The sequence below is a fragment of the Mesorhizobium sp. YL-MeA3-2017 genome, assembly GCF_030814575.1.
In the GTDB taxonomy this organism is placed as follows: domain Bacteria; phylum Pseudomonadota; class Alphaproteobacteria; order Rhizobiales; family Rhizobiaceae; genus Mesorhizobium; species Mesorhizobium terrae.
The window spans coordinates 3403158-3420927 of sequence record NZ_JAUSVH010000001.1 but is presented as its reverse complement, the minus strand read 5'-3'; the positions used below and the strand labels follow the sequence as shown (position 1 = coordinate 3420927).

Annotated in this window: 16 protein-coding genes; 12 read left to right on the top strand and 4 right to left on the bottom strand. The window is 64.8% G+C overall.

The window, feature by feature from the left end; genetic code table 11:
• Positions 1-92: 92 nt before the first annotated feature.
• Both QFZ88_RS16425 and QFZ88_RS16420 read right to left on the bottom strand, forming a co-directional pair.
• Positions 93-1349 (bottom strand): polysaccharide biosynthesis/export family protein, encoded by a 1257-nt coding sequence (locus QFZ88_RS16425; RefSeq protein WP_024922586.1) that lies wholly within the window; start codon positions 1347-1349, stop codon positions 93-95.
• A gap of 77 nt (positions 1350-1426) precedes the next feature.
• Complete coding sequence (locus QFZ88_RS16420) at positions 1427-2104, bottom strand: sugar transferase (protein WP_024922585.1); 678 nt, start codon at positions 2102-2104, stop codon at positions 1427-1429.
• A gap of 619 nt (positions 2105-2723) precedes the next feature.
• Between QFZ88_RS16420 and QFZ88_RS16415 the strand changes: the two genes are divergently transcribed.
• On the top strand, positions 2724-3020 hold the full coding sequence (locus tag QFZ88_RS16415; protein WP_024922584.1) for an exopolysaccharide production repressor protein: 297 nt from the start codon (positions 2724-2726) through the stop codon (positions 3018-3020).
• A gap of 146 nt (positions 3021-3166) precedes the next feature.
• Positions 3167-4174, top strand: a complete 1008-nt coding sequence (locus QFZ88_RS16410; protein ID WP_024922583.1) for a glycosyltransferase family 2 protein — start codon at positions 3167-3169, stop codon at positions 4172-4174.
• Here the strand turns inward: QFZ88_RS16410 and QFZ88_RS16405 are convergent.
• Both QFZ88_RS16405 and QFZ88_RS16400 read right to left on the bottom strand, forming a co-directional pair.
• Positions 4165-5115 carry a polysaccharide pyruvyl transferase family protein gene (locus QFZ88_RS16405; RefSeq protein WP_024922582.1) on the bottom strand — a complete coding sequence of 317 codons (951 nt, stop codon included), beginning with the start codon at positions 5113-5115 and terminating at the stop codon, positions 4165-4167. The two genes, QFZ88_RS16410 and QFZ88_RS16405, sit on opposite strands and share 10 nt — an antisense overlap.
• Before the next feature lie 11 nt (positions 5116-5126).
• A complete protein-coding gene (locus QFZ88_RS16400; RefSeq protein ID WP_024922581.1) occupies positions 5127-6086 on the bottom strand; it encodes a glycosyltransferase family 2 protein in 960 nt (319 codons plus the stop codon).
• Positions 6087-6211: 125 nt separating this feature from the next.
• On the opposite strand from QFZ88_RS16400, the gene QFZ88_RS16395 reads away from it, so the two are divergent.
• From QFZ88_RS16395 to QFZ88_RS16350, 10 genes are all read left to right on the top strand, one after another.
• On the top strand, positions 6212-7705 hold the full coding sequence (locus QFZ88_RS16395; RefSeq protein WP_024922580.1) for a lipopolysaccharide biosynthesis protein: 1494 nt from the start codon (positions 6212-6214) through the stop codon (positions 7703-7705).
• Between the two features lie 47 nt (positions 7706-7752).
• On the top strand, positions 7753-8739 hold the full coding sequence (gene galE / locus QFZ88_RS16390) for a UDP-glucose 4-epimerase GalE (RefSeq protein WP_081766819.1): 987 nt from the start codon (positions 7753-7755) through the stop codon (positions 8737-8739).
• Between the two features lie 32 nt (positions 8740-8771).
• On the top strand, positions 8772-9170 hold the full coding sequence (locus QFZ88_RS16385) for a hypothetical protein (protein WP_024922578.1): 399 nt from the start codon (positions 8772-8774) through the stop codon (positions 9168-9170).
• A gap of 157 nt (positions 9171-9327) precedes the next feature.
• The gene (locus QFZ88_RS16380; protein WP_081766818.1) at positions 9328-10176 is read left to right on the top strand and encodes a glycoside hydrolase family 16 protein; all 849 of its coding nucleotides are present in this window, start codon (positions 9328-9330) and stop codon (positions 10174-10176) included.
• Between the two features lie 57 nt (positions 10177-10233).
• The gene (locus tag QFZ88_RS16375) at positions 10234-11409 is read left to right on the top strand and encodes a glycosyltransferase (RefSeq protein WP_024922576.1); all 1176 of its coding nucleotides are present in this window, start codon (positions 10234-10236) and stop codon (positions 11407-11409) included.
• A 77-nt stretch (positions 11410-11486) separates the two neighbouring features.
• Positions 11487-12455: a glycosyltransferase family 2 protein gene (locus QFZ88_RS16370; RefSeq protein ID WP_036253770.1), complete on the top strand. Its 969-nt coding sequence runs from the start codon at positions 11487-11489 to the stop codon at positions 12453-12455.
• On the top strand, positions 12452-13411 hold the full coding sequence (locus QFZ88_RS16365) for a glycosyltransferase (RefSeq protein ID WP_036253693.1): 960 nt from the start codon (positions 12452-12454) through the stop codon (positions 13409-13411). The genes QFZ88_RS16370 and QFZ88_RS16365 overlap by 4 nt, the downstream gene beginning before the upstream one ends.
• Positions 13401-14363 (top strand): glycosyltransferase family 2 protein, encoded by a 963-nt coding sequence (locus QFZ88_RS16360; protein ID WP_024922573.1) that lies wholly within the window; start codon positions 13401-13403, stop codon positions 14361-14363. The genes QFZ88_RS16365 and QFZ88_RS16360 overlap by 11 nt, the downstream gene beginning before the upstream one ends.
• Before the next feature lie 52 nt (positions 14364-14415).
• Positions 14416-15312 carry a UTP--glucose-1-phosphate uridylyltransferase gene (locus tag QFZ88_RS16355; protein WP_024922572.1) on the top strand — a complete coding sequence of 299 codons (897 nt, stop codon included), beginning with the start codon at positions 14416-14418 and terminating at the stop codon, positions 15310-15312.
• Between the two features lie 88 nt (positions 15313-15400).
• On the top strand, positions 15401-17761 hold the full coding sequence (locus tag QFZ88_RS16350) for a polysaccharide biosynthesis tyrosine autokinase (RefSeq protein WP_024922571.1): 2361 nt from the start codon (positions 15401-15403) through the stop codon (positions 17759-17761).
• Positions 17762-17770: the final 9 nt, after the last annotated feature.

Genomic DNA, 17770 nt, shown 5'->3' with positions numbered 1-17770 from the left:
TTCCATGGCGCGACCGGCGGTGTGCGGAAGCGCCGCCGTCGACAGCGCATCACGGCGCCGGCCCGCGCCTGTCATTGGCGACATGACGGCCCTCAGTTGGACGTCACGCTCGGGCCAGCGATCTCGATCTTGACCACGTCGCCCGGCAGCACCGGCGTGTTTTCGTCGGCGCTGACCTGGCCGGTCTTGCCGTCCGCGTCGGTGCGGACGATGGCGTAGCGAATGGTCGGCGCGGTGCCGTTGGCCGGATTGCGGGCGGCATCGGGTGCCCGCGCGACAGCCTCGGTCATCAGGCCGGAATACATGCCCATCTTCAGGTCCATTTCCCTGAGATCGGCCTCGGTCTGCTGACGATCCTGCGCGATCTCGGTATCTCGGTCGTTCTGCAGGCTGATGGCGTCCTGCGTTGCCTTGGCGATGTCCTGCTTGGCGCGCAGGCTGGCGGTCTCCATGTCGAGCGCCTTGCCTTCCTGCTCGGCATTCGTCTGTTCCAGCGTCAGGATGCGCTGGTTGACGACAAGACCCTTTTCGGCGAGCTCGCCGAGGCTCTTCAGTTCCGTGCGCGAAAGTTCGAGCTGCCGGTTCTGCGTGACCATCTTCTGGTCGAGCGTTTCGATCTCGGACTGGAGCAGCTTCTTGAGGTCGTCGAGCGCGCCCAGCTGCAGGCGCAGGCGCTTCTGGCGCGCCGCCATCAATGCGCTCTCGTCGCTGACCAGCTTGCGGCCCTGTTCGGTCTTGTTCAATTCCTCGGGGAAGTCGATCTGGTCCTTGCCTTCGGTTTCGGCAGCCAGCCTGGCGCGCCGCGCCAGCAACCCGTTTCGCTGCGCAACCAGCACGTCGTAATTGCCTTGCGCCATGATGAAGTCGCGCGGCCCGCCCTGGCCGCCATTGTCGGAGCGGCGCAGGCCGCCGCCGAGGCTCAAGGCCTTCAGGACGGTCAGGCCGGGCGCATAGGCATATTTGCCGGGCGTCTGCACGTCGCCGGCAAGGAACAGTGGGCGGAACTCCGAGATCTCTACCGAAGCTTCGGGCTTGTCGGGCAGGCCGAGCTTCTGCTGCAGGCCGGCGGCGATCGCGGCAGCCACCTCGACGGTCGTCTTGCCCTTCACCGCGAGCTCGCCAATGAACGGCAACGAGACGTCGCCCGACGGACTTACGCCATAGTCGCCGCTAATCGTCGCCCAGTCGCGGACAGCGCCTTCCGCGCTCTGCCACTCGGCGACACGGATGCGCAGCTTGTCCATCGCGTCCAGCCGGTAGGAATCCGAAGCGGCAGCAGCGGTGATGCCCGCCATCGTCAGGAGAGCCAGACATGCGATGGCGCGCAGAAGGCGCGCGCGACGCGACATAAAGCGGATATCTTTCACCAGGAGCCGTCCTTTGCTGTGGCGGTTTGCTTGAAGTGTCGGGCCGCCAATTGCCGGCGTCAGTAGCTGCCGCGCGAGGAGAACACCGCCGGAACCGTGCGCACGAGGATCTTCAGGTCGAAGATGAAGGACCAGTTCTCGACATAGTGCTGGTCGAAGGCGACGCGAGCACCGTAGGAAACGTCATTGCGGCCGCTGACTTGCCACAGGCCGGTCAGACCCGGGCGCGACTGCAGATAAAAGGCGGCGGCGTTGCCATAGAGTTCGAGTTCATCCCGCACCACCGGACGCGGGCCGACCAGGCTCATCTCGCCGCGCAAAATGTTGACGATCTGCGGCAGCTCGTCGAGGCTGAGCTTGCGCAGCACGACGCCGACGCGGGTGACGCGCGGATCGTTCTGCAATTTGCGGGTGGCATTCCATTCGTCGCGATCTTGCGGATTGCTGGCGAAATGGGCGGCGAGAACCTCCTCGCCATTCTCGACCATCGTCCGAAATTTCCAACATCGGAAGACGGCGCCGTTGCGGCCGATTCGCGGGTGGCCGTAAAGGATGCTGCCGCCGTCGGTGGCCTTCACCAAAGCCGCCAGCATGAGCAGCAGCGGGCTCAGCAGGGCAATTCCCGCCAATACGCCGACAATGTCGAAACCGCGCTTGATGACACCGCCGATCGCCGGCGGCGCTTCGCCGTCCGACCGTGACGACAACCTGTTGGCCAATCGGGCGGCATATCTCATTTTGTTGCTCCGCGAAAAATGGTCAGGTCAACGTTGCTGCACCGCAACATACGAACAATAGAGCGTTGGATATGTCACCTCTGTGATGAAAATCGGTCACGAAAACCGACCGACAGTCATATTTTGTAACGAATCGAAACATTGCGGGTCCAGCAATGTTCATGCCCTTCATGGAGGGCAACTTTTGCGTTTGATTTCCTTTGTGTTTTCAATAATGAACTATATTAATCACGGTACGTATCATCCCATAATCGAGTTGTATTGCGTTTCTCCATGAAAATGTCGCGATCATTACCAGTAAACCTTAAACAAAGGCACAGTGCTCATTTGGGCTAGCCCAATCGGAACCGTTCTCCCCGGCCCTCCGCTACAATATTTCGAGCGGACGTAAGGTAATTCCCGGACGTGCCGGGAGCCGCGTCTCGTATTGCGCAGTGTTGCCGAAATTCTTATATTTGTCGGTGCGCGGGTAAATGTCGGATCAGGGCTTCAGGCCTCGAAGAAGTCGAGTCTTGATCTCGTTGGTGGTGGTGTAAGACCAACGCTCGTCGCGGCGGGAGACAGGTCTTGCGTGGGTATTTTAGAACCAGATCAAGTATGACCGGCAAGAAGGGATAGAATGTCCTTTCTGCTTTTCCTTCGCGGTCTTATCGGGGTGCTGGTCGTATTCGCCATCGCCACCTACGCGATTACCCAGTCGGCCTGGACAACCTTCATCAACACGCTGATCTGCGCCGTCATCATCCAGGTCGGCTATTTCATCGCCATCCTGTTTATGATCGGGCACACAAAGCCGGCCGCCAAAAGCGCCGAAGCCGTTGCGCGCAACGAGATCGTGCCCGCCGCCGCCAAGGAGAATCAGCCGGAAAGCGAAGTCGCGCCGCTGCCGGGCGTGCGGCGTTCGCCCCTGCCCTGACTTTTCCACACATCGTCAGCTGTCATCAAATCGCCTTGCGCCTGTGGCAACTGGCGCCGCGACGCTGAGCCGTGGCGGTGCCGCGTCGCCGAACAGGGCATGGGGATAAACAGGCCGAAAGCGAGCGGCCCAGCTGGAGTGTGGCGATGGCTTCCACGACCACCGTCTGCGTTATCATCGCGGCCAAGAATGCCGAGAGAACCATCGGCCGCGCGATCGCCTCGGCGCTGCGCGAAACGGCGGTTTCCGAAGTCGTCGTGGTCGATGACGGTTCCGACGATTCTACACCGCAGGCGAGCATCGAGGCCGATGACGCCAGCGGCCGCCTCCAGATCCTGAAGCTCGATCGCAATCACGGGCCGGCCTTCGCCCGCAACCGGGCGATCGCGCAGTCCAGCGCGCCGCTGATCGCCATTCTGGATGCGGACGATTTCTTTCTCCCTGGCCGATTCGACAGCCTGCTTGCCGGCGCCGACGACTGGGATTTCATCGCCGACAACATCGTCTTCATCGACAGCCGCAACGTGCCAGGAACTGCACCGCAGGTGCCGCATTTCGAGCCGGCGCCACGCTTCCTCAACATCAAGGGTTTCATCGACGGCAACATCTCCCGGCGCGGCGCCTCGCGCGGCGAGATCGGCTTCCTGAAACCGGTGATGCGGCGCGCCTTTCTCGACGCGCACGGCCTGCGCTACGACGAGAAGCTGCGCCTCGGCGAAGACTACGAACTCTATGCGCGCGCTCTGCTCAAGGGTGCCCGCTACAAGGTCGTCCATGGCTGCGGCTACGGCGCGGTCGTGCGCCCCGATTCGCTCAGCGGCAAGCACCGCACCGAGGATCTGAAACGTCTCTACGAGGCCGACCGCGCCATGCTCTCGGGCGCATTGTTGCAGGATACCCGGACGGCGCTGCAGAACCACGAGCGGCACATTCGCGCCCGCTACGAGCTGCGGCATTTCCTCGACATCAAGGCCGCGCGCGGACTGGCGGCGGCCGGCGCCCATGCGCTCGGCCATCCGGGCGCGCTACCGGCAATCGTCAGGGGCGTGCTCGGCGACAAGCTCGAGGCGTTCGGCGCGCGCGGGAAAGCCGCCGGCAACGAACCGGCGGCACCGCGCTATCTGCTTCCCGCACGCGCCGACGTTCAGAGATAGTCGCGCCGCACCCCGGCCAGAACCTCGCGAAAACGGTCCTTTTTCTCCGCCAGCATTGCCGCATCGCTGAGCTGCGGTTTTGCCCGGCGCGCTTGCCATAATGCCAGTGTCGAGGGGGCGGCCAGCACCTGCTTGGCCATGGCGCGTAGCGATGACGGGGCGGGGTCGTCGCGCGTCAGCACCAGCGTTTCATGCGCGTCGTGGCGGCCTGTCTCGTCCGCCTTCGTCGCGGGCGCCTCGAAATTGACGCCCCAGAAGCGCGCGCCCTTGGTCACCGCCTCGGCGCGCGAGGAGATCGGCACATGCCGCGGCTTGTACTCGACCCCAAGCGAATTCGCCCAGTCGCGCCATTTGAAGGAGTTGATGGAGCGCGAAGTGGTGACGGCCACCCAGGGCACCCGGAAGGCATCGGCCAGGATCGCGGCATGCATGGATTCGGCCACCACCAGCTCGGCCTGGGCAATCGCCTTGATGACCGCCTTGGCCTCGCCGCAGGGATCTACATAGCCCAGCCCGGCGGCCTGGCAGACCATCGGCCAGATGCCGCCGATGGTCGATTCCCAATGCGGCACGAAGATCGCGCCGCCGGTTCTCGGCAGGTTCCGGAATTCCGGCATCTCGGCCACCATCACCGCGGGGTCGATGATGCCGAGCGCGGCGTCGAGCCCAAGCTTGTCGGCCGTCAGCGGCCCGCGCACCGCACGCACGTCCCACTCCTTGGCGTCGGAGAGATCGGGCTGCTTGCCATAGCCGAAGCCGCTGCCGACAACGAGTTTCTTGATCCCCGCCGGCAACAGCGCCTGGTTGAGCACGGTGCCGACACCGACCAGGAGTACCTCCGGGTGAACCTCGCGGAACCCCGGCAGCAGGAAATCCCAGAGCCACAGGTTGAGGTCGTCGCCGAAATTGCCGTGCGCGGATTCCCAATAGAAAGGCTGCATGTGGCGCGTCCTTATTTCGACATCTTGGAAACGGCGAGACCGACGGCGCTGCGCAGCAGCTTCGGATCGCGCCAGGCCCATTGCGCCAATTGCCGGAGCTGCGGCGCCTTGCGCGCCCGCACCAGCCTCGCCTGCCCCCACAGCGCCTGATTTCGCGCCGTCTGCTTGTAGGCCTCGATGGAGGCCTTTTCGTCGGGACGATGCGGGAACCGGCTCTGCAGCCGGTCCAGCGCCACCCAGGTGTTGAACTGCTGCTTCAGGAACAGCGGCGAATCGCTGCCCATGCCGTGGAAGATGTTGATGCCCTCGCCGCGCACCGCGCCGATGCCCTCGGAGAGGACGACGCGGCGGGCGTTGCGCACGCAATCGTAGAAGAACAGCACATCCTCCGCCGCCAGCCGCAGCGACGCGTCGAACCGCATTTGGCGAAACAGCGCCGGTCCGATCACCATGCAGGACAGATGCAGAAAGCTCCAGTTTTTCAACATGGTAGCGGCGAGTTCCGGGATCTCGACGATCGGCGGATTATCCCCCAGCCGCACCACTTCGGTGACGTCGGCGAGATCGGCCACGCCGAAATGATAGTAGAATTCCGCGCCGCCCTTGATCGAGGCCCAGTAACAATCTGCATCAAAAAGTGAGAGCGCGCCCACAGCATTCTTCAGATGGTTGGGTGCCCACTCATCGTCGGAATCGAGGAAGGCCGCATAGGCGCTGTCGGCCCCGATATGGTCGAGCCCCATGTTGCGCGCGCCGCCCGGCCCGGCATTCGGTTGTTTTATAACGGCAATCCGCGCCCGTTCGGCGAGCGAGAACATTTGCAGATCGTCTTCCGCCGGCGACGGAGACGCGTCGTCGACGACGATCACGTCGAAATCGGAATGCGTTTGCGCGAACACGGATGTGAGCGCGCGAGCGAGAATTCCGGGCTCTCGCTGGTAGTAGGGAATGATAACCGTGCACTTCGTCATTTTTTTGCGCCTTCGGGAGTTTAGGGGGACCACTTCGCAGGGTCCCGATGAATTCCGGTCGGTGCCCCCCGTCCAAGGGCTCGCTGACGACATGGCCCGCTCGTCCCAACAAACGGTGCCTGCCCATGCCAACTGCAGTTAACCTGAAAAGCGTGACAAACAATGTCGGCTGGAGCGTGCTTTCCAAAACCAGCACATTCGGGCTGAAATTTGTCACCGTCCCGATCCTGGCGCGCATCCTGTCGCCGCAGGAGTTCGGTGTGGTGGCGGTGGCGCAGACCGTGGTCATGTTCCTGACCATGATCGGCTCGGCCGGACTGTCGGCTTCGCTCATCCTGGAGGCGGAGGAAGACGACGAAACGGTGCATTCGGTGTTCTGGGTCAATCTGGCCGTCGCTATCGCCATGGCGGCCTGCATCTATCTATGGGCCGATTCCTTTGCCGGCTTCCTTGGTGCGGCGGATGCCGGTTACCTGCTCAAGATCATGGCCTTCCTCATTCCGCTGCAGCTCGCCGGCGATGTCGCCTATTCGCTCTTGGCGCGCCGGCTGGCCTTCCAGAAGGATGCCGCATGGAGCGTGGTTTCCGAATCAATCGGCGCGCTGACCGCCGTCGGCATGGCGCTGGCCGGCTTCGGCGTCTGGTCTCTGATCGGCCAATTGTTCGTCTCGGCCATCGTGCGGCTTGGCGGGCTCTTCTACGCTAGCGGCTACCGGCCGCGTTTTGTCTTGTCGATGGCGAAGGTGGGTGCGCTGACCAAATACAGCCTCGGCATCATGGGCTCGGAAATCTTCAACTTCATCACCTTCCAGTCGCCGCTGGTGGTGGTCTCGCGCCATCTCGGCCTCGCCGACGCCGGCGCCTATTCGGCCGCGAACCGCTTCTCCAGCATTCCCAACCAGGTGCTTTTGGCCGGCCTGATGGGCGTGCTGTTTCCCGTCTTCAGCCATATGAGCAACGACACGCGCCGCCGCTCCGACGCGCTGATGCTGAGCACGCAGGTCTCGACCGTGGTGCTGGCGCCGATGATGTTCGGCATATGGGCGATCGCGGAGCCCGGCATGCTGCTGATCTTCGGCCAGCAATGGGCCTATGCCTGGCCGGTCCTCGGCCTTCTCGCCGTCTCCAAGGGCATCATGTCGCCCTGCAGCACCTACATTCCCTTCCTCAAGGGAGCCGGCCGTTCCGGCGTGCTGTGGTGGGTGGCGGTGCTGCGCGCCGGCCTCGTCTACGGCCTGGTCAGCTATGGCGTCATGACCGGCGGTCTGGTCGCGGCCATGGTCTGGCTCTGCGTCGCCAACGCCATCACGCTGGTGTTCTATTCCTGGGCTGTGTTCCGCACCAACGGCACCGCCTTCCTGTCGGGGCTCTATGTCACGACACGGCCGATGATCGCCGCGATCATCATGGCGGTGGCCGTGCGCTTCCTCATCGACCACATCAAGACCGGCCTGCCAGGCGGTGCCTCGGCGAATGCCATCTGGCAAGTCCTGGTCGGAGCTGCGGCCGGTGCGGCCATCTATGGCGTGCTCCTGCTGCTCACCGAACGCGACCTGCTGAGGAAGCTGGTCGAGCTGATCCGCCAGCGCAAGGCGCAACCCGCGGGCGCCGGAAGCTAGCTCAAACCGATACCCACCCTTCGTCATCACCGAAAGGATTGATCCCAGTGACCAATGTTCTTGTCGTCGGCGGCGCCGGATATATCGGTTCCCACACCTGCCTCAATCTGGCCGAACGCGGGTTCACCCCGGTTGTCTACGACAATCTGAGCAACGGCCACGCCGAATTCGTCAAATGGGGACCGCTGGAGCACGGCGATATCCGCGACCGGCAACGCCTGGCCGCGGTCATCGAGACCTACCGGCCGCAAGCCATCGTGCATTTCGCGGCGCTGATCGAGGTCGGCGAATCGGTGAAGGCGCCGGCGGCGTTTTTCGACAACAACGTGGCCGGCACACTCTCGCTGCTGCTCGCCGCGCAGCAGGCCGGCATCGACAAGCTGGTCTTCTCCTCGACCTGCGCCACCTATGGCCTGCCGGTCGACGTGCCGATGCGCGAGACGCATCCGCAAAACCCGATCAACCCCTATGGCCGCTCCAAGCTGATCGTCGAGCAGATGCTGGCCGATCTCGACCGTCATCAGGGCTTCCGTTCCGTGGTGCTGCGCTATTTCAACGCCGCCGGGGCCGATCCCGAAGGGCGCATCGGCGAGCGCCACTCGCCCGAAACCCATGCCGTGCCGCTTGCCATCGAGGCCGCACTCGGCCGTCGCGCCGGCTTCAGCGTGTTCGGCACCGACTACGACACGCGCGACGGCACCTGCGTGCGCGATTTCATTCATGTCTGCGACCTTGCCGATGCCCATGGCCGCGCCGTCGAGCATTTGCTGAAGGGTGGCGACAGCGTCGCCCTCAATCTCGGCACCGGCACCGGAACCACCGTTCGTGAACTGCTCGCAGCGGTGGCGCATCAGTCAGGAAAGCCGTTCCCGGTTCGCTACGAAGGCCGCCGCGCCGGCGATGCGCCCGTTCTGGTTGCCGATAATGCGCAAGCCAGGGATGTGCTAGGATGGAGCCCCAGGCACGATCTCGAATCAATCGTGGCAAGTGCTTGGAACTGGCATGCCGGCGCCGACCGAGCGGCGGCCGAATAGATATCGCTATAAGGCAGGAGAAGGGATCCGCCATGGCTTTGTTCAGATTCCGTGCCCGTAACCCGTTCCGCGTAAGAAGCGTTCACCGCGACGGCGAGACCGACGCCGCGCGGCTGGCGCGCCTGCTTGCCCTGCTCGACGACCTGGGTCGCGAGATCGCGCGCGAACGCAACGGCTTGCGCGATCGCCACGAAAGCGTGGCGGCGCGGGCGGCCTTCTCGCAGCAGGCGCTGGAGGACGATCAGGCCGCTGGCATGTCGCCGGTGATCGATGATCTGACCACGGCGATGATGCGCTACACGGCGCGCATCGCCACACTCGAGCAGCAGATCGATTTCGTTACCGGACTGCGCGACCGGGCCACGGCGTTTCCCCATGAAAATGAACAGGTCGCGCCAAACGACGTCGTCCCAAGCCGACGGCTGGCTTAACCGGCGATCATAAAAAGTTACCGGACGCCCACCGGGAATGTGCCCACGCGTCACATTCTGATCCGCTAATCCATCATATGTGCATTGCAACATTCGCCCGAAATTGACGCGGGTCCGCCACCGGAAGGGGCGGTCCAAAACGAAAGTAGCAAGCGGTATGGCTGTGATTTTGAGGACACCGGCGCGAGCCGGTCTGGTGTGGTTTTTGACTGCGGGAACCGCGCTGACGGCAATGGCTGCGGGCATCGTTTCGGCGCAGGCCCAGGAACAGCAGAAGCCCGAACAGCAGAAGCCGGGCAAATCCTTCGTCGAGACCTTCGACACGCTCGACAAGAAACTCTGGTACGTTTCCGACGGCTGGTCGAATGGCGACCATCAGAACTGCACCTGGTCGGCCAAGCAGGTCAGCGTCTCCGGCGGCACGCTGAAGCTCGGCTTCGCGGCCGGCGAGAGCAAGGGCCGCAAATATGTCTGCGGCGAAGTGCAGACAAACCAGCGCTTCGGCTACGGCGCCTTCGAAGTGCGCATGAAGGCGGTGGCGGGCTCTGGCCTCAACACCGGCTTCTTCAGCTATATCGGCCCAGTCCACAAACAGCCGCATGACGAGATCGATTTCGAGGTGCTCGGCAAGGACCCCTCCAAGGTGCAGGTCAACCAGTATGTCAACGCCAAGAGCGTCGGCTCGGCCAAGCTGGTCGAGGTGCCCGGCGGCGCCGACAAGGGCTTCCACAACTATGCCTTCGTCTGGGAGAAGGACCGCATTCGCTGGTATGTAGACGGCAAACTTGTCGACGAAGCGACCGATCCCGCCAAGCTGCCCAGCCACCCGGCCAAGATCTATCTGAGTATCTGGGGTTCGGACACGCTGAAATCCTGGATGGGTCCGTTCGTCGATCCGGGCAAGCCGATCGCCGCCGAGGTCGACCGCGTCGCCTTCACCGCGCCGGGCGATGCCTGCCAGTTCCCCGATTCCATCGTCTGCAAGCTGAACAAGGGCACGCAATGAGCATTGCCGCTTACACGCGCCCCAAAGCGCACCGACAATCGCGCTGACGGCATGAGCATGCTGAACATCCTCTACCTGGTCCATGATCTTTGCGACCCGGCGGTGCGCCGCCGCGTGACGATGCTGCGGGCCGGCGGCGCCTCGGTGACGCTGGCCGGTTTCCGGCGCACCGAGACCGTGCCGGATTTCGACGGCCTGTCGCCGATCGACCTTGGCCCGACCAGTGACCGTGCCTTCGCGCAGCGCCTGGCGGCGATCGCCAGGGCAGCCCTTTCGCTCGGCGCCAAGCTTGCGACCATCGAAAAGCCGGACATCATCATCGGCCGCAATCTCGAGATGCTGGCGCTGGCCAACCGGGCCAAGGCGCTGTTCGGCGGCTCCGCCCCTGTCGTCTATGAGTGCCTGGACATCCACCGCCTGCTTTTGAGCGACGGCGCCGTCGGCCGCGCCATGCGCGGCGCCGAGCGCCTGTTCGGACGCGAGACCGCGCTGCTCCTGACCAGCTCGCCGGCCTTCGTTCGCGACTATTTCGAGGCGTATGGCCAGATCAGGGCTCCGGCCGTGCTCTTACAGAACAAGATCCTCGACCTCAGCGGCAAACCACCCGGCCAGGCGAAACTGCCGCGGCCCCCAACGGCCAACGAGCCCTGGAAAATCGGCTGGTTCGGGGCGCTGCGCTGCCGCAAATCGCTGGAGCTGCTCGCCGCCTTCACCCGCCAGATGCAGGGACGGTTCGAGGTCGTGTTGCGCGGTCGCCCGGCGCATGTCGAATTCGAGGATTTCGACGGTTTCGTCCGCGCCGAACCTTACCTCTCCTTCCACGGCGCCTATCGCAATCCGGACGAGCTCGCCGCCATCTATGGCGAGGTGCATTTTTCCTGGGCGATCGATTTCTTCGAGGAAGGCCTGAATTCGAGCTGGCTCCTGCCCAACCGGCTCTACGAAGGCTGCCGCTTCGGCGCCGTGCCGATTGCGATGAAAGGAACGGAGACCGCCCGCTTCCTCGCCGACCGCCATATCGGCCTGCTGCTCTCGGAAGCGTCGGTCGACAATCTTGTCGCGCTTGTGGGCGGCATCGACACCGACGGCTATATCGTGCGCCGCCGCAAGATCACCGTTCAGGATCTCGGCACCTGGATTTGCGACGCGGCCGACTGCCGCGCGCTGGTCGAGCGGCTTGGCCGCCTTGCCGGCATCGCGCGCCAGGACGTGCCGCTGGAGGTGGCGGCATGACGGCACTGGCAATCGAGATACCAACTGTTGACGCGGTGGAGCTTCCGCAGACGACATCGCGGCCGGTCGAACGCTGCATGGTGGTGATCCCCTGCCTCAACGAGGCCAAGCATATCGGCGCACTGCTCGGCGAACTCGCGGATCCGGCCGAGCGGCTTGGCCTTCGCATCGTCGTCGCCGACGGCGGCAGCACCGACGGCACGCGCGATATCGTGCGCGATATCGCCGCCCGAAATCCGTGCGTCGTTTTGCTCGACAATCCGCGCCGCCTGCAAAGCGCGGCCGTCAACCTGGCCGTGGCCGTTTTCGGCGACAACGTCGACGGCTTCATTCGCATCGACGCCCATGGCGGCTATCCGGCCGACTATTGCGAACGGCTGATCGAGGAGGCCTCGGTCACTGGCGCCGATTCCGTCGTCGTCTCGATGGCGACGAAAGGTTTCGGCCTGTTCCAGAAGGCGACAGCGGCGGCGCAGAATTCCAAGCTCGGCAATGGCGGTTCGCCGCATCGCGAAGGCGCGCCGGGCCATTGGACCGACCATGGCCATCACGCCTTCATGCGCATCGACGCCTTCCGCGCCGTCGGCGGCTATGACGAGAGCTTCAGCCACAATGAGGACGCCGAACTCGACTTCCGGCTTCGCGCTGCCGGCCATCGCATCTGGATGACCGACAAGACCTTCATGACCTATTATCCGCGCGCGACGGCGACCGCGCTGTTTCGCCAATATCTTGGCTACGGGCGCGGCCGGGCCCGCAACATCCTCAAGCACGGCACCTGGCCGCGGCTGAGACAAGCCATCCCGCTGCTGGTCTTCCCGGTGGTGGTGGGCACGTCGCTCGCCTTCCTCAGCCTGTCGGCGCTGGTTCCGGCCGGCCTGTGGATCGCTGCATGTCTCGGCTACGGCATCTGGATGGCGGTCGGCCAGCGCAATCCATACGGACCGCTCGCCGCCGTCTCAGCGATGATCATGCACCTCGGCTGGTCGATGGGATTCTGGCTGCAGCTCTTCGGATCGTGGAAACGGAGGGCGGCCGCGTCATGAGCCTGTCCGTCCCCACTGCCGCCTCCGCGAAAACCCTGGTCGATCTGTGCGTGTGCACCTATCGCCGGCCCTACCTCGAAGAGACGCTGCGCTCGCTGGCGATGCTCGACATGCCGGCCGGCGTTGCTGCCCGCATCGTCGTCGCCGACAACGACATCACCGACAGCGCGCGGCAGCTGGTGCAGTTGCTGGCGCCGTCGCTGCCGTTCGAAGTCCAGTACATCCACTGCCCCGCCGCCAACATCTCGCTGGCGCGCAATACCTGCCTCGATGCCGCGCGCGGCGATTTCCTCGCCTTCGTCGACGACGATTCGACCGTGACGCCGCCCTGGCTGACAGCGCTGGTCGCGACCGCCGAGGCCACCGGCGCCGATGCGGTGCTGGGGCCGGTCGAGGCCGTCTATGCCGATGCCGCCCCCGGCTGGATGCGGCGCGGCGATTTCCACTCCACCCGCCCCGTCTGGGTCGATGGGCAGATCCGCACCGGCTACAGCGGCAATGTGCTGCTGCGCCGCGCATCCGCCCATGTTGCCGGCCGGCGCTTCAATCTGGCGCTGGGCAAGACCGGCGGCGAGGACACCGAATATTTCTCGCAGCTGCACGAGGCCGGCGGCCGCATCGCCTACGCGGCCGAGGCGGTTGTGCTGGAGCCGGTGATGCCAGAACGGGCGCGGCTGCAATGGCTGGCCAAGCGGCGTTTCCGCTCGGGCCAGACCCACGGCCGGCTGCTGGCGGCGCAACATCGGGGCCGGGCGCTGAAGCAGGTCGGCATGGCGGCCGCCAAAGCCGCCTACTGTTTCGCCAGCGCCGCCGCTTTGCTTGCCGTGCCGCATCGCCGCAACCGCGAGGCCCTACGTGGCCTGATGCATGTCGGTGCCATCAGCGGCCTGCTCGGCGTCCGCGAAATCCGCCTTTATGGCGACAGCCAGGCGGGAGGGCGGCCCCATGCAGCCTGACGTCTCCTTCGTCATCGCCGCCTACAATGCGGAAGCTTCGATCGCGCGCGCCATCGACAGCGCGCTGGCACAGCGCGGCGTCTCGACCGAAGTCGTCGTCGTGGACGACCGCTCCAGCGACGGCACAGTGGAACTGGCGCGCGCCTATCCGCCCGAACAGGTGCGGGTGATCGCGCTTGACTGCAATCGCGGCCCGGGCGGTGCCCGCAATGCCGGCCTCGATGCCGCCACCGGCCGCTGGGTCGCCGTGCTCGATTCCGACGACAGCGTGCATCCCGAGCGCCTGCGCCGCATGATCGGCCGCGCCGAGGCGCGGGGCGCCCGGATCGTCGTCGACAATCTCGAAGTGGTACGCGACGGCAGCGCGGCCCGCGAGCCGATGTTCGCGCCGCAGATCCTCGAAGCCCGCCCCGAAATCACGCTGGCCGATTTCATCGCCGCCAACATCATGTTCGAAGGAACGTTCTCGTACGGCTATTTGAAACCCGTCTTCGAACGTGCCTTCCTGGAAAGACACCGCATCCGCTACGACGAGGCGCTGCGCATCGGCGAAGACTACATCCTGTTTGCCTCGGCGCTGGCCCGTGGCGGCCGCTGCGCGGTGGAACCCAGCGTCGGCTATGCCTATCACATTCGCGAAGGGTCGATCTCGCGCGTGCTCGAGCCCGCCCATGTCGAGGCGATGCTGAAGGCGGACGCGGCTTTCCTTGAGAACCATGCGCTCGATGCCGAGGCGCTCGACGCACAGGCGCGACGCACCCGCAGCCTGCGGCGGGCGGCTTCCTTTCTGCAACTGGTCGGCCATCTCAAGGATCGCGCGCCGATGCGTGCCGTCCGTACGGCGCTGCGCGATCCGGCGGCGCTGCGCCATCTGCGCATGCCGATCGAAGCCCGGCTGCGCCGGCTGGTGTCATCCTTGCCGCTCGGCAAGGCAGCAATCGGACCGGGCTGACAAGGAGTTTTTTGAAATCGGCGGGGGCTCGATCTCAAACAGGGATAACGCGATGAAAAAGGTGAGAAAAGCGGTGATACCGGTTGCCGGTCTCGGCACACGGTTTCTGCCAGCCACGAAGGCGATGCCGAAGGAAATGTTGACGGTGGTGGATCGCCCCGTCGTGCAATATGCCGTCGACGAGGCACTGGAGGCTGGCATCGAGCACATCGTCTTCGTCACCGGTCGCAACAAGCATGTGATCGAGGACTATTTCGACATCCAGCCGGAGCTGGTGGAGACGCTGGCCCGTTCGGGCAAGAACGAGCAGCTCGCCTCGCTGACCCGTATGCAGCCGCAGCCGGGAACCGTCTCGTTCACCCGCCAACAGGCGCCGCACGGCCTCGGCCACGCCGTCTGGTGCGCGCGCGACATCGTCGGCGACGAGCCTTTTGCCCTGTTGTTGCCCGACATGGTCTCCTTCGGCGAACGCGGCTGTCTTGCCGGCGTCATCGACCTCTACAACGAGACCGGCGGCAATGTCGTCGCCGTCGAGCAATGCGACCCGCTGGAGACCGGCAGCTACGGCATCGTCGGCAAGGGCGCCAACGTCGGCGACGGCTTCGTCATCACGGAGATGGTCGAGAAGCCGGCACCCGAGGTCGCCCCTTCCAACCATTACATCAACGGCCGCTACGTGCTGCAGCCGGAAGTGTTCGACATTCTGGCCACGCAGGAACGCGGCAAGGGCAACGAGATCCAGCTTACCGACGCCATGGTGCGGCTGTCGGCCAGCCAGAAATTCTACGCATCCCCATTCGAGGGCCGCATGTTCGATTGCGGCTCGAAGGACGGCTTCATCCAGGCCAACGTCGCCTTCGCGCTGGCCCGCGAGGACATGCGCGACCTGGTCTTCGAGCCGATCGAGGAGATGATCGCCTTGCAGGCACGCAGCCGCCGGGCGGCCTGACCCGAAACCGCCCGACACATAATCATCGCGCCACGGCCACGCGCCGTGGCCGGCTTTTTCTTCATCGAGACAGAACACCGGAACAGACATGAACCAGGGAAGTTTTCCGTTGAACAACAGGGTTCCCATGCCCCCGGAAGCTAGGTCCGATTTCATCGACCTCGACGCCTTGCTGGCGGCGGCGCGCCGTCAGGCACGGCTGGCCGGACTGTTCGCGCTGGCCGGCCTGATACTCGGCGTCGCCTATCTGGTGGTGACGCCGCCGCAATACACGGCCTCGACACGCATTTTGCTGGACGACAGCCTGACCCGTTTCGCGCAGGACAAGCAGCCGACGCAGGCCGGTACCCAGGCCGATTCCATGGTGCTGTCGGAGGTGGAAATCCTGAAATCCAGTCGCCTCGCCCGTGCTGTCGTGGTCGCGGAGAAGCTGCAAGCCAATGAAGCCTTCCTCAACCCACCGCGCTCGCCGCTCGGCTGGCTGAAGTCGACTGCAAAGAGCCTTGCCGGCTTCTTCTCCTCGGGCTCGGAGGACGAGCCCGGTTCCGTCGAGAACGCCAAGATCGGCCGTGCCATCGGCCTGTTGCAGGACGGGCTCAACGCCGAACGCGTCGGGCGCAGCCTCGTTATCGACCTGTCGTTTACCGCCAGCGACCCCAAGCTCGCCGGCTCGATCGCGCGCGCCTATGCCAACGCCTATCTGTCGGACCATCTCGACGCCAATTTCGATGCCACCCAGCGCGCCACGGTCTGGCTGCAGGGCCGCCTCGACGAGCTGCGCCAGAATTCCCAGAAGGCGGCGCTGGAGGTGGAACAGTTCCGCACCGCCCATGGGCTGACCGCCGCCAGCGGCCAGCTGATGTCGGACCAGCAGCTCTCCGACCTGAACAAGCAGCTCATCCTGGCGCAGGCCGACACCGCCAACGCCTTCGCCCGCTACAACCAGTTCAAGTCGATCGTCGACAGCGGGTCCGACAACGCCGTCAAGAACGCCACGATCCCGCAGGAGAAAGGCGCCGGCGGCAACAACAGCAGCGTCATCAACGACATGAAGTCGCGCTATCTCAACATCAGCAAGCGCGAGCAGGACATCTCCAGCCGCTTCGGCCAGGACCATCCGCAGGCGGTGGCGCTGCGCCGCGAACAGGCCGACCTGACCAACCAGATCTTCGCCGAGCTGCAGCGCCTGACCGAGAGCTACCGCAACGAATATCAGGTCGCCAAGTCGCGCGAGGATTCGCTGCGCAGCAATGTCGGCGACCTCGCCGGACAGAATTCGCAGACGAGCGAAGCGCAGGTCGAATTGCGCGACCTCGAACAGAAATCGCAGGCGCTGAACACCCTCTACCAATCCTTCCTGTCGCGTTACCAGGAAGCCTCGCAGCAGCGTTCCTTCCCGATCGCCGAGGCGCGCGTCATCTCGCAGGCCGGCAATCCTGTCTCGGCCTCCAGCCCGCGCAAGGCGATGGTGCTCGGCCTGTCGGTGGTGCTCGGCCTGTTCGCCGGCGCGCTGGCCGGTGCCGTGCAGGAATTCCGCGAACGCTTTTTCCGCACCGGCGAGGACGTGCGCGATGTGCTCGATCTCAATTTCCTCGGCTATTTGCCGGCGATCGGCGGGCAATATGCCGACGCGCGCCCGAGAGCCCAGCCGGCGGAGGATGACACGGCCCGGCCGGCCAGCGCCGAGACCGTCACCCCGCGCATCCTGCGGGTCGCCATCAACCAGCCGGCCTCGTCTTTCGCCGAGACGCTGCGCAGCGTCAAACTGGCGTCCGACGTGGTGCTGCACCGCACCGCCGGCAAGGTGATCGGCTTCGTCTCCGTGCTGCCGCGCGAGGGCAAGACCACGGTTGCCGCCAATTTCGCCGGCCTGCTCGCCGCCAATGGTTCGCGTACCTTGCTGATCGATGCCGATCTGCGCAATCCGGGGCTGAGCCGCGGCCTGTCGCTGACGCCCGACAAGGGCCTGGTCGAGGCGCTGGTCGGCGAACAGCGCTGGCAAAGCGCCTGCCTGGTCGACCGCAAGACCAAGCTGGTCATTCTCCCGGCGGTGGTGCGCCGGCGCATGTCGCACACCAGCGAGCTGATTTCCGGCCCGGCCATGGCCAGCCTCATCGAGGAAGCGCGCAAATCCTTCGATTATGTGGTGGTCGACCTGCCGCCGCTTGGACCTGTCGTCGACGCCAAGGCCTTCGCGCCGCTGGCCGACGGTTTCGTGCTGGTTGCCGAATGGGGGGCGACGCCGCGCGTTTTGGTGCGTTCCGCCCTGCAGGCCGACCGCCAGATCGCGGCCAAGACACTCGGCGTGGTGCTGAACCGGACCGATATGAAGAAGCTCGCCCACTACGGCCTGTTCGGCGGCGCCGAGCACTATCTCGACCGCTACGCCTCCTATTATGTCGAGCAGACGGTTGCCGAACCGGACCCGAAACGCATGGAGACGGCCTGAGCCGGGAAG

Excerpts from the sequence above, each read along its gene's own strand:
- QFZ88_RS16425 (WP_024922586.1), bottom strand. The coding sequence starts at position 1,349 with ATGTCGCGTCGCGCGCGCCTTCTGCGCGCCATCGCATGTCTGGCTCTC.
- QFZ88_RS16420 (WP_024922585.1), bottom strand. The coding sequence starts at position 2,104 with ATGAGATATGCCGCCCGATTGGCCAACAGGTTGTCGTCACGGTCGGAC.
- QFZ88_RS16415 (WP_024922584.1), top strand. The coding sequence starts at position 2,724 with ATGTCCTTTCTGCTTTTCCTTCGCGGTCTTATCGGGGTGCTGGTCGTA.
- QFZ88_RS16410 (WP_024922583.1), top strand. The coding sequence starts at position 3,167 with ATGGCTTCCACGACCACCGTCTGCGTTATCATCGCGGCCAAGAATGCC.
- QFZ88_RS16405 (WP_024922582.1), bottom strand. The coding sequence starts at position 5,115 with ATGCAGCCTTTCTATTGGGAATCCGCGCACGGCAATTTCGGCGACGAC.
- QFZ88_RS16400 (WP_024922581.1), bottom strand. The coding sequence starts at position 6,086 with ATGACGAAGTGCACGGTTATCATTCCCTACTACCAGCGAGAGCCCGGA.
- QFZ88_RS16395 (WP_024922580.1), top strand. The coding sequence starts at position 6,212 with ATGCCAACTGCAGTTAACCTGAAAAGCGTGACAAACAATGTCGGCTGG.
- QFZ88_RS16385 (WP_024922578.1), top strand. The coding sequence starts at position 8,772 with ATGGCTTTGTTCAGATTCCGTGCCCGTAACCCGTTCCGCGTAAGAAGC.
- QFZ88_RS16380 (WP_081766818.1), top strand. The coding sequence starts at position 9,328 with ATGGCTGTGATTTTGAGGACACCGGCGCGAGCCGGTCTGGTGTGGTTT.
- QFZ88_RS16375 (WP_024922576.1), top strand. The coding sequence starts at position 10,234 with ATGCTGAACATCCTCTACCTGGTCCATGATCTTTGCGACCCGGCGGTG.
- QFZ88_RS16370 (WP_036253770.1), top strand. The coding sequence starts at position 11,487 with ATGGTGGTGATCCCCTGCCTCAACGAGGCCAAGCATATCGGCGCACTG.
- QFZ88_RS16365 (WP_036253693.1), top strand. The coding sequence starts at position 12,452 with ATGAGCCTGTCCGTCCCCACTGCCGCCTCCGCGAAAACCCTGGTCGAT.
- QFZ88_RS16360 (WP_024922573.1), top strand. The coding sequence starts at position 13,401 with ATGCAGCCTGACGTCTCCTTCGTCATCGCCGCCTACAATGCGGAAGCT.
- QFZ88_RS16355 (WP_024922572.1), top strand. The coding sequence starts at position 14,416 with ATGAAAAAGGTGAGAAAAGCGGTGATACCGGTTGCCGGTCTCGGCACA.
- QFZ88_RS16350 (WP_024922571.1), top strand. The coding sequence starts at position 15,401 with ATGAACCAGGGAAGTTTTCCGTTGAACAACAGGGTTCCCATGCCCCCG.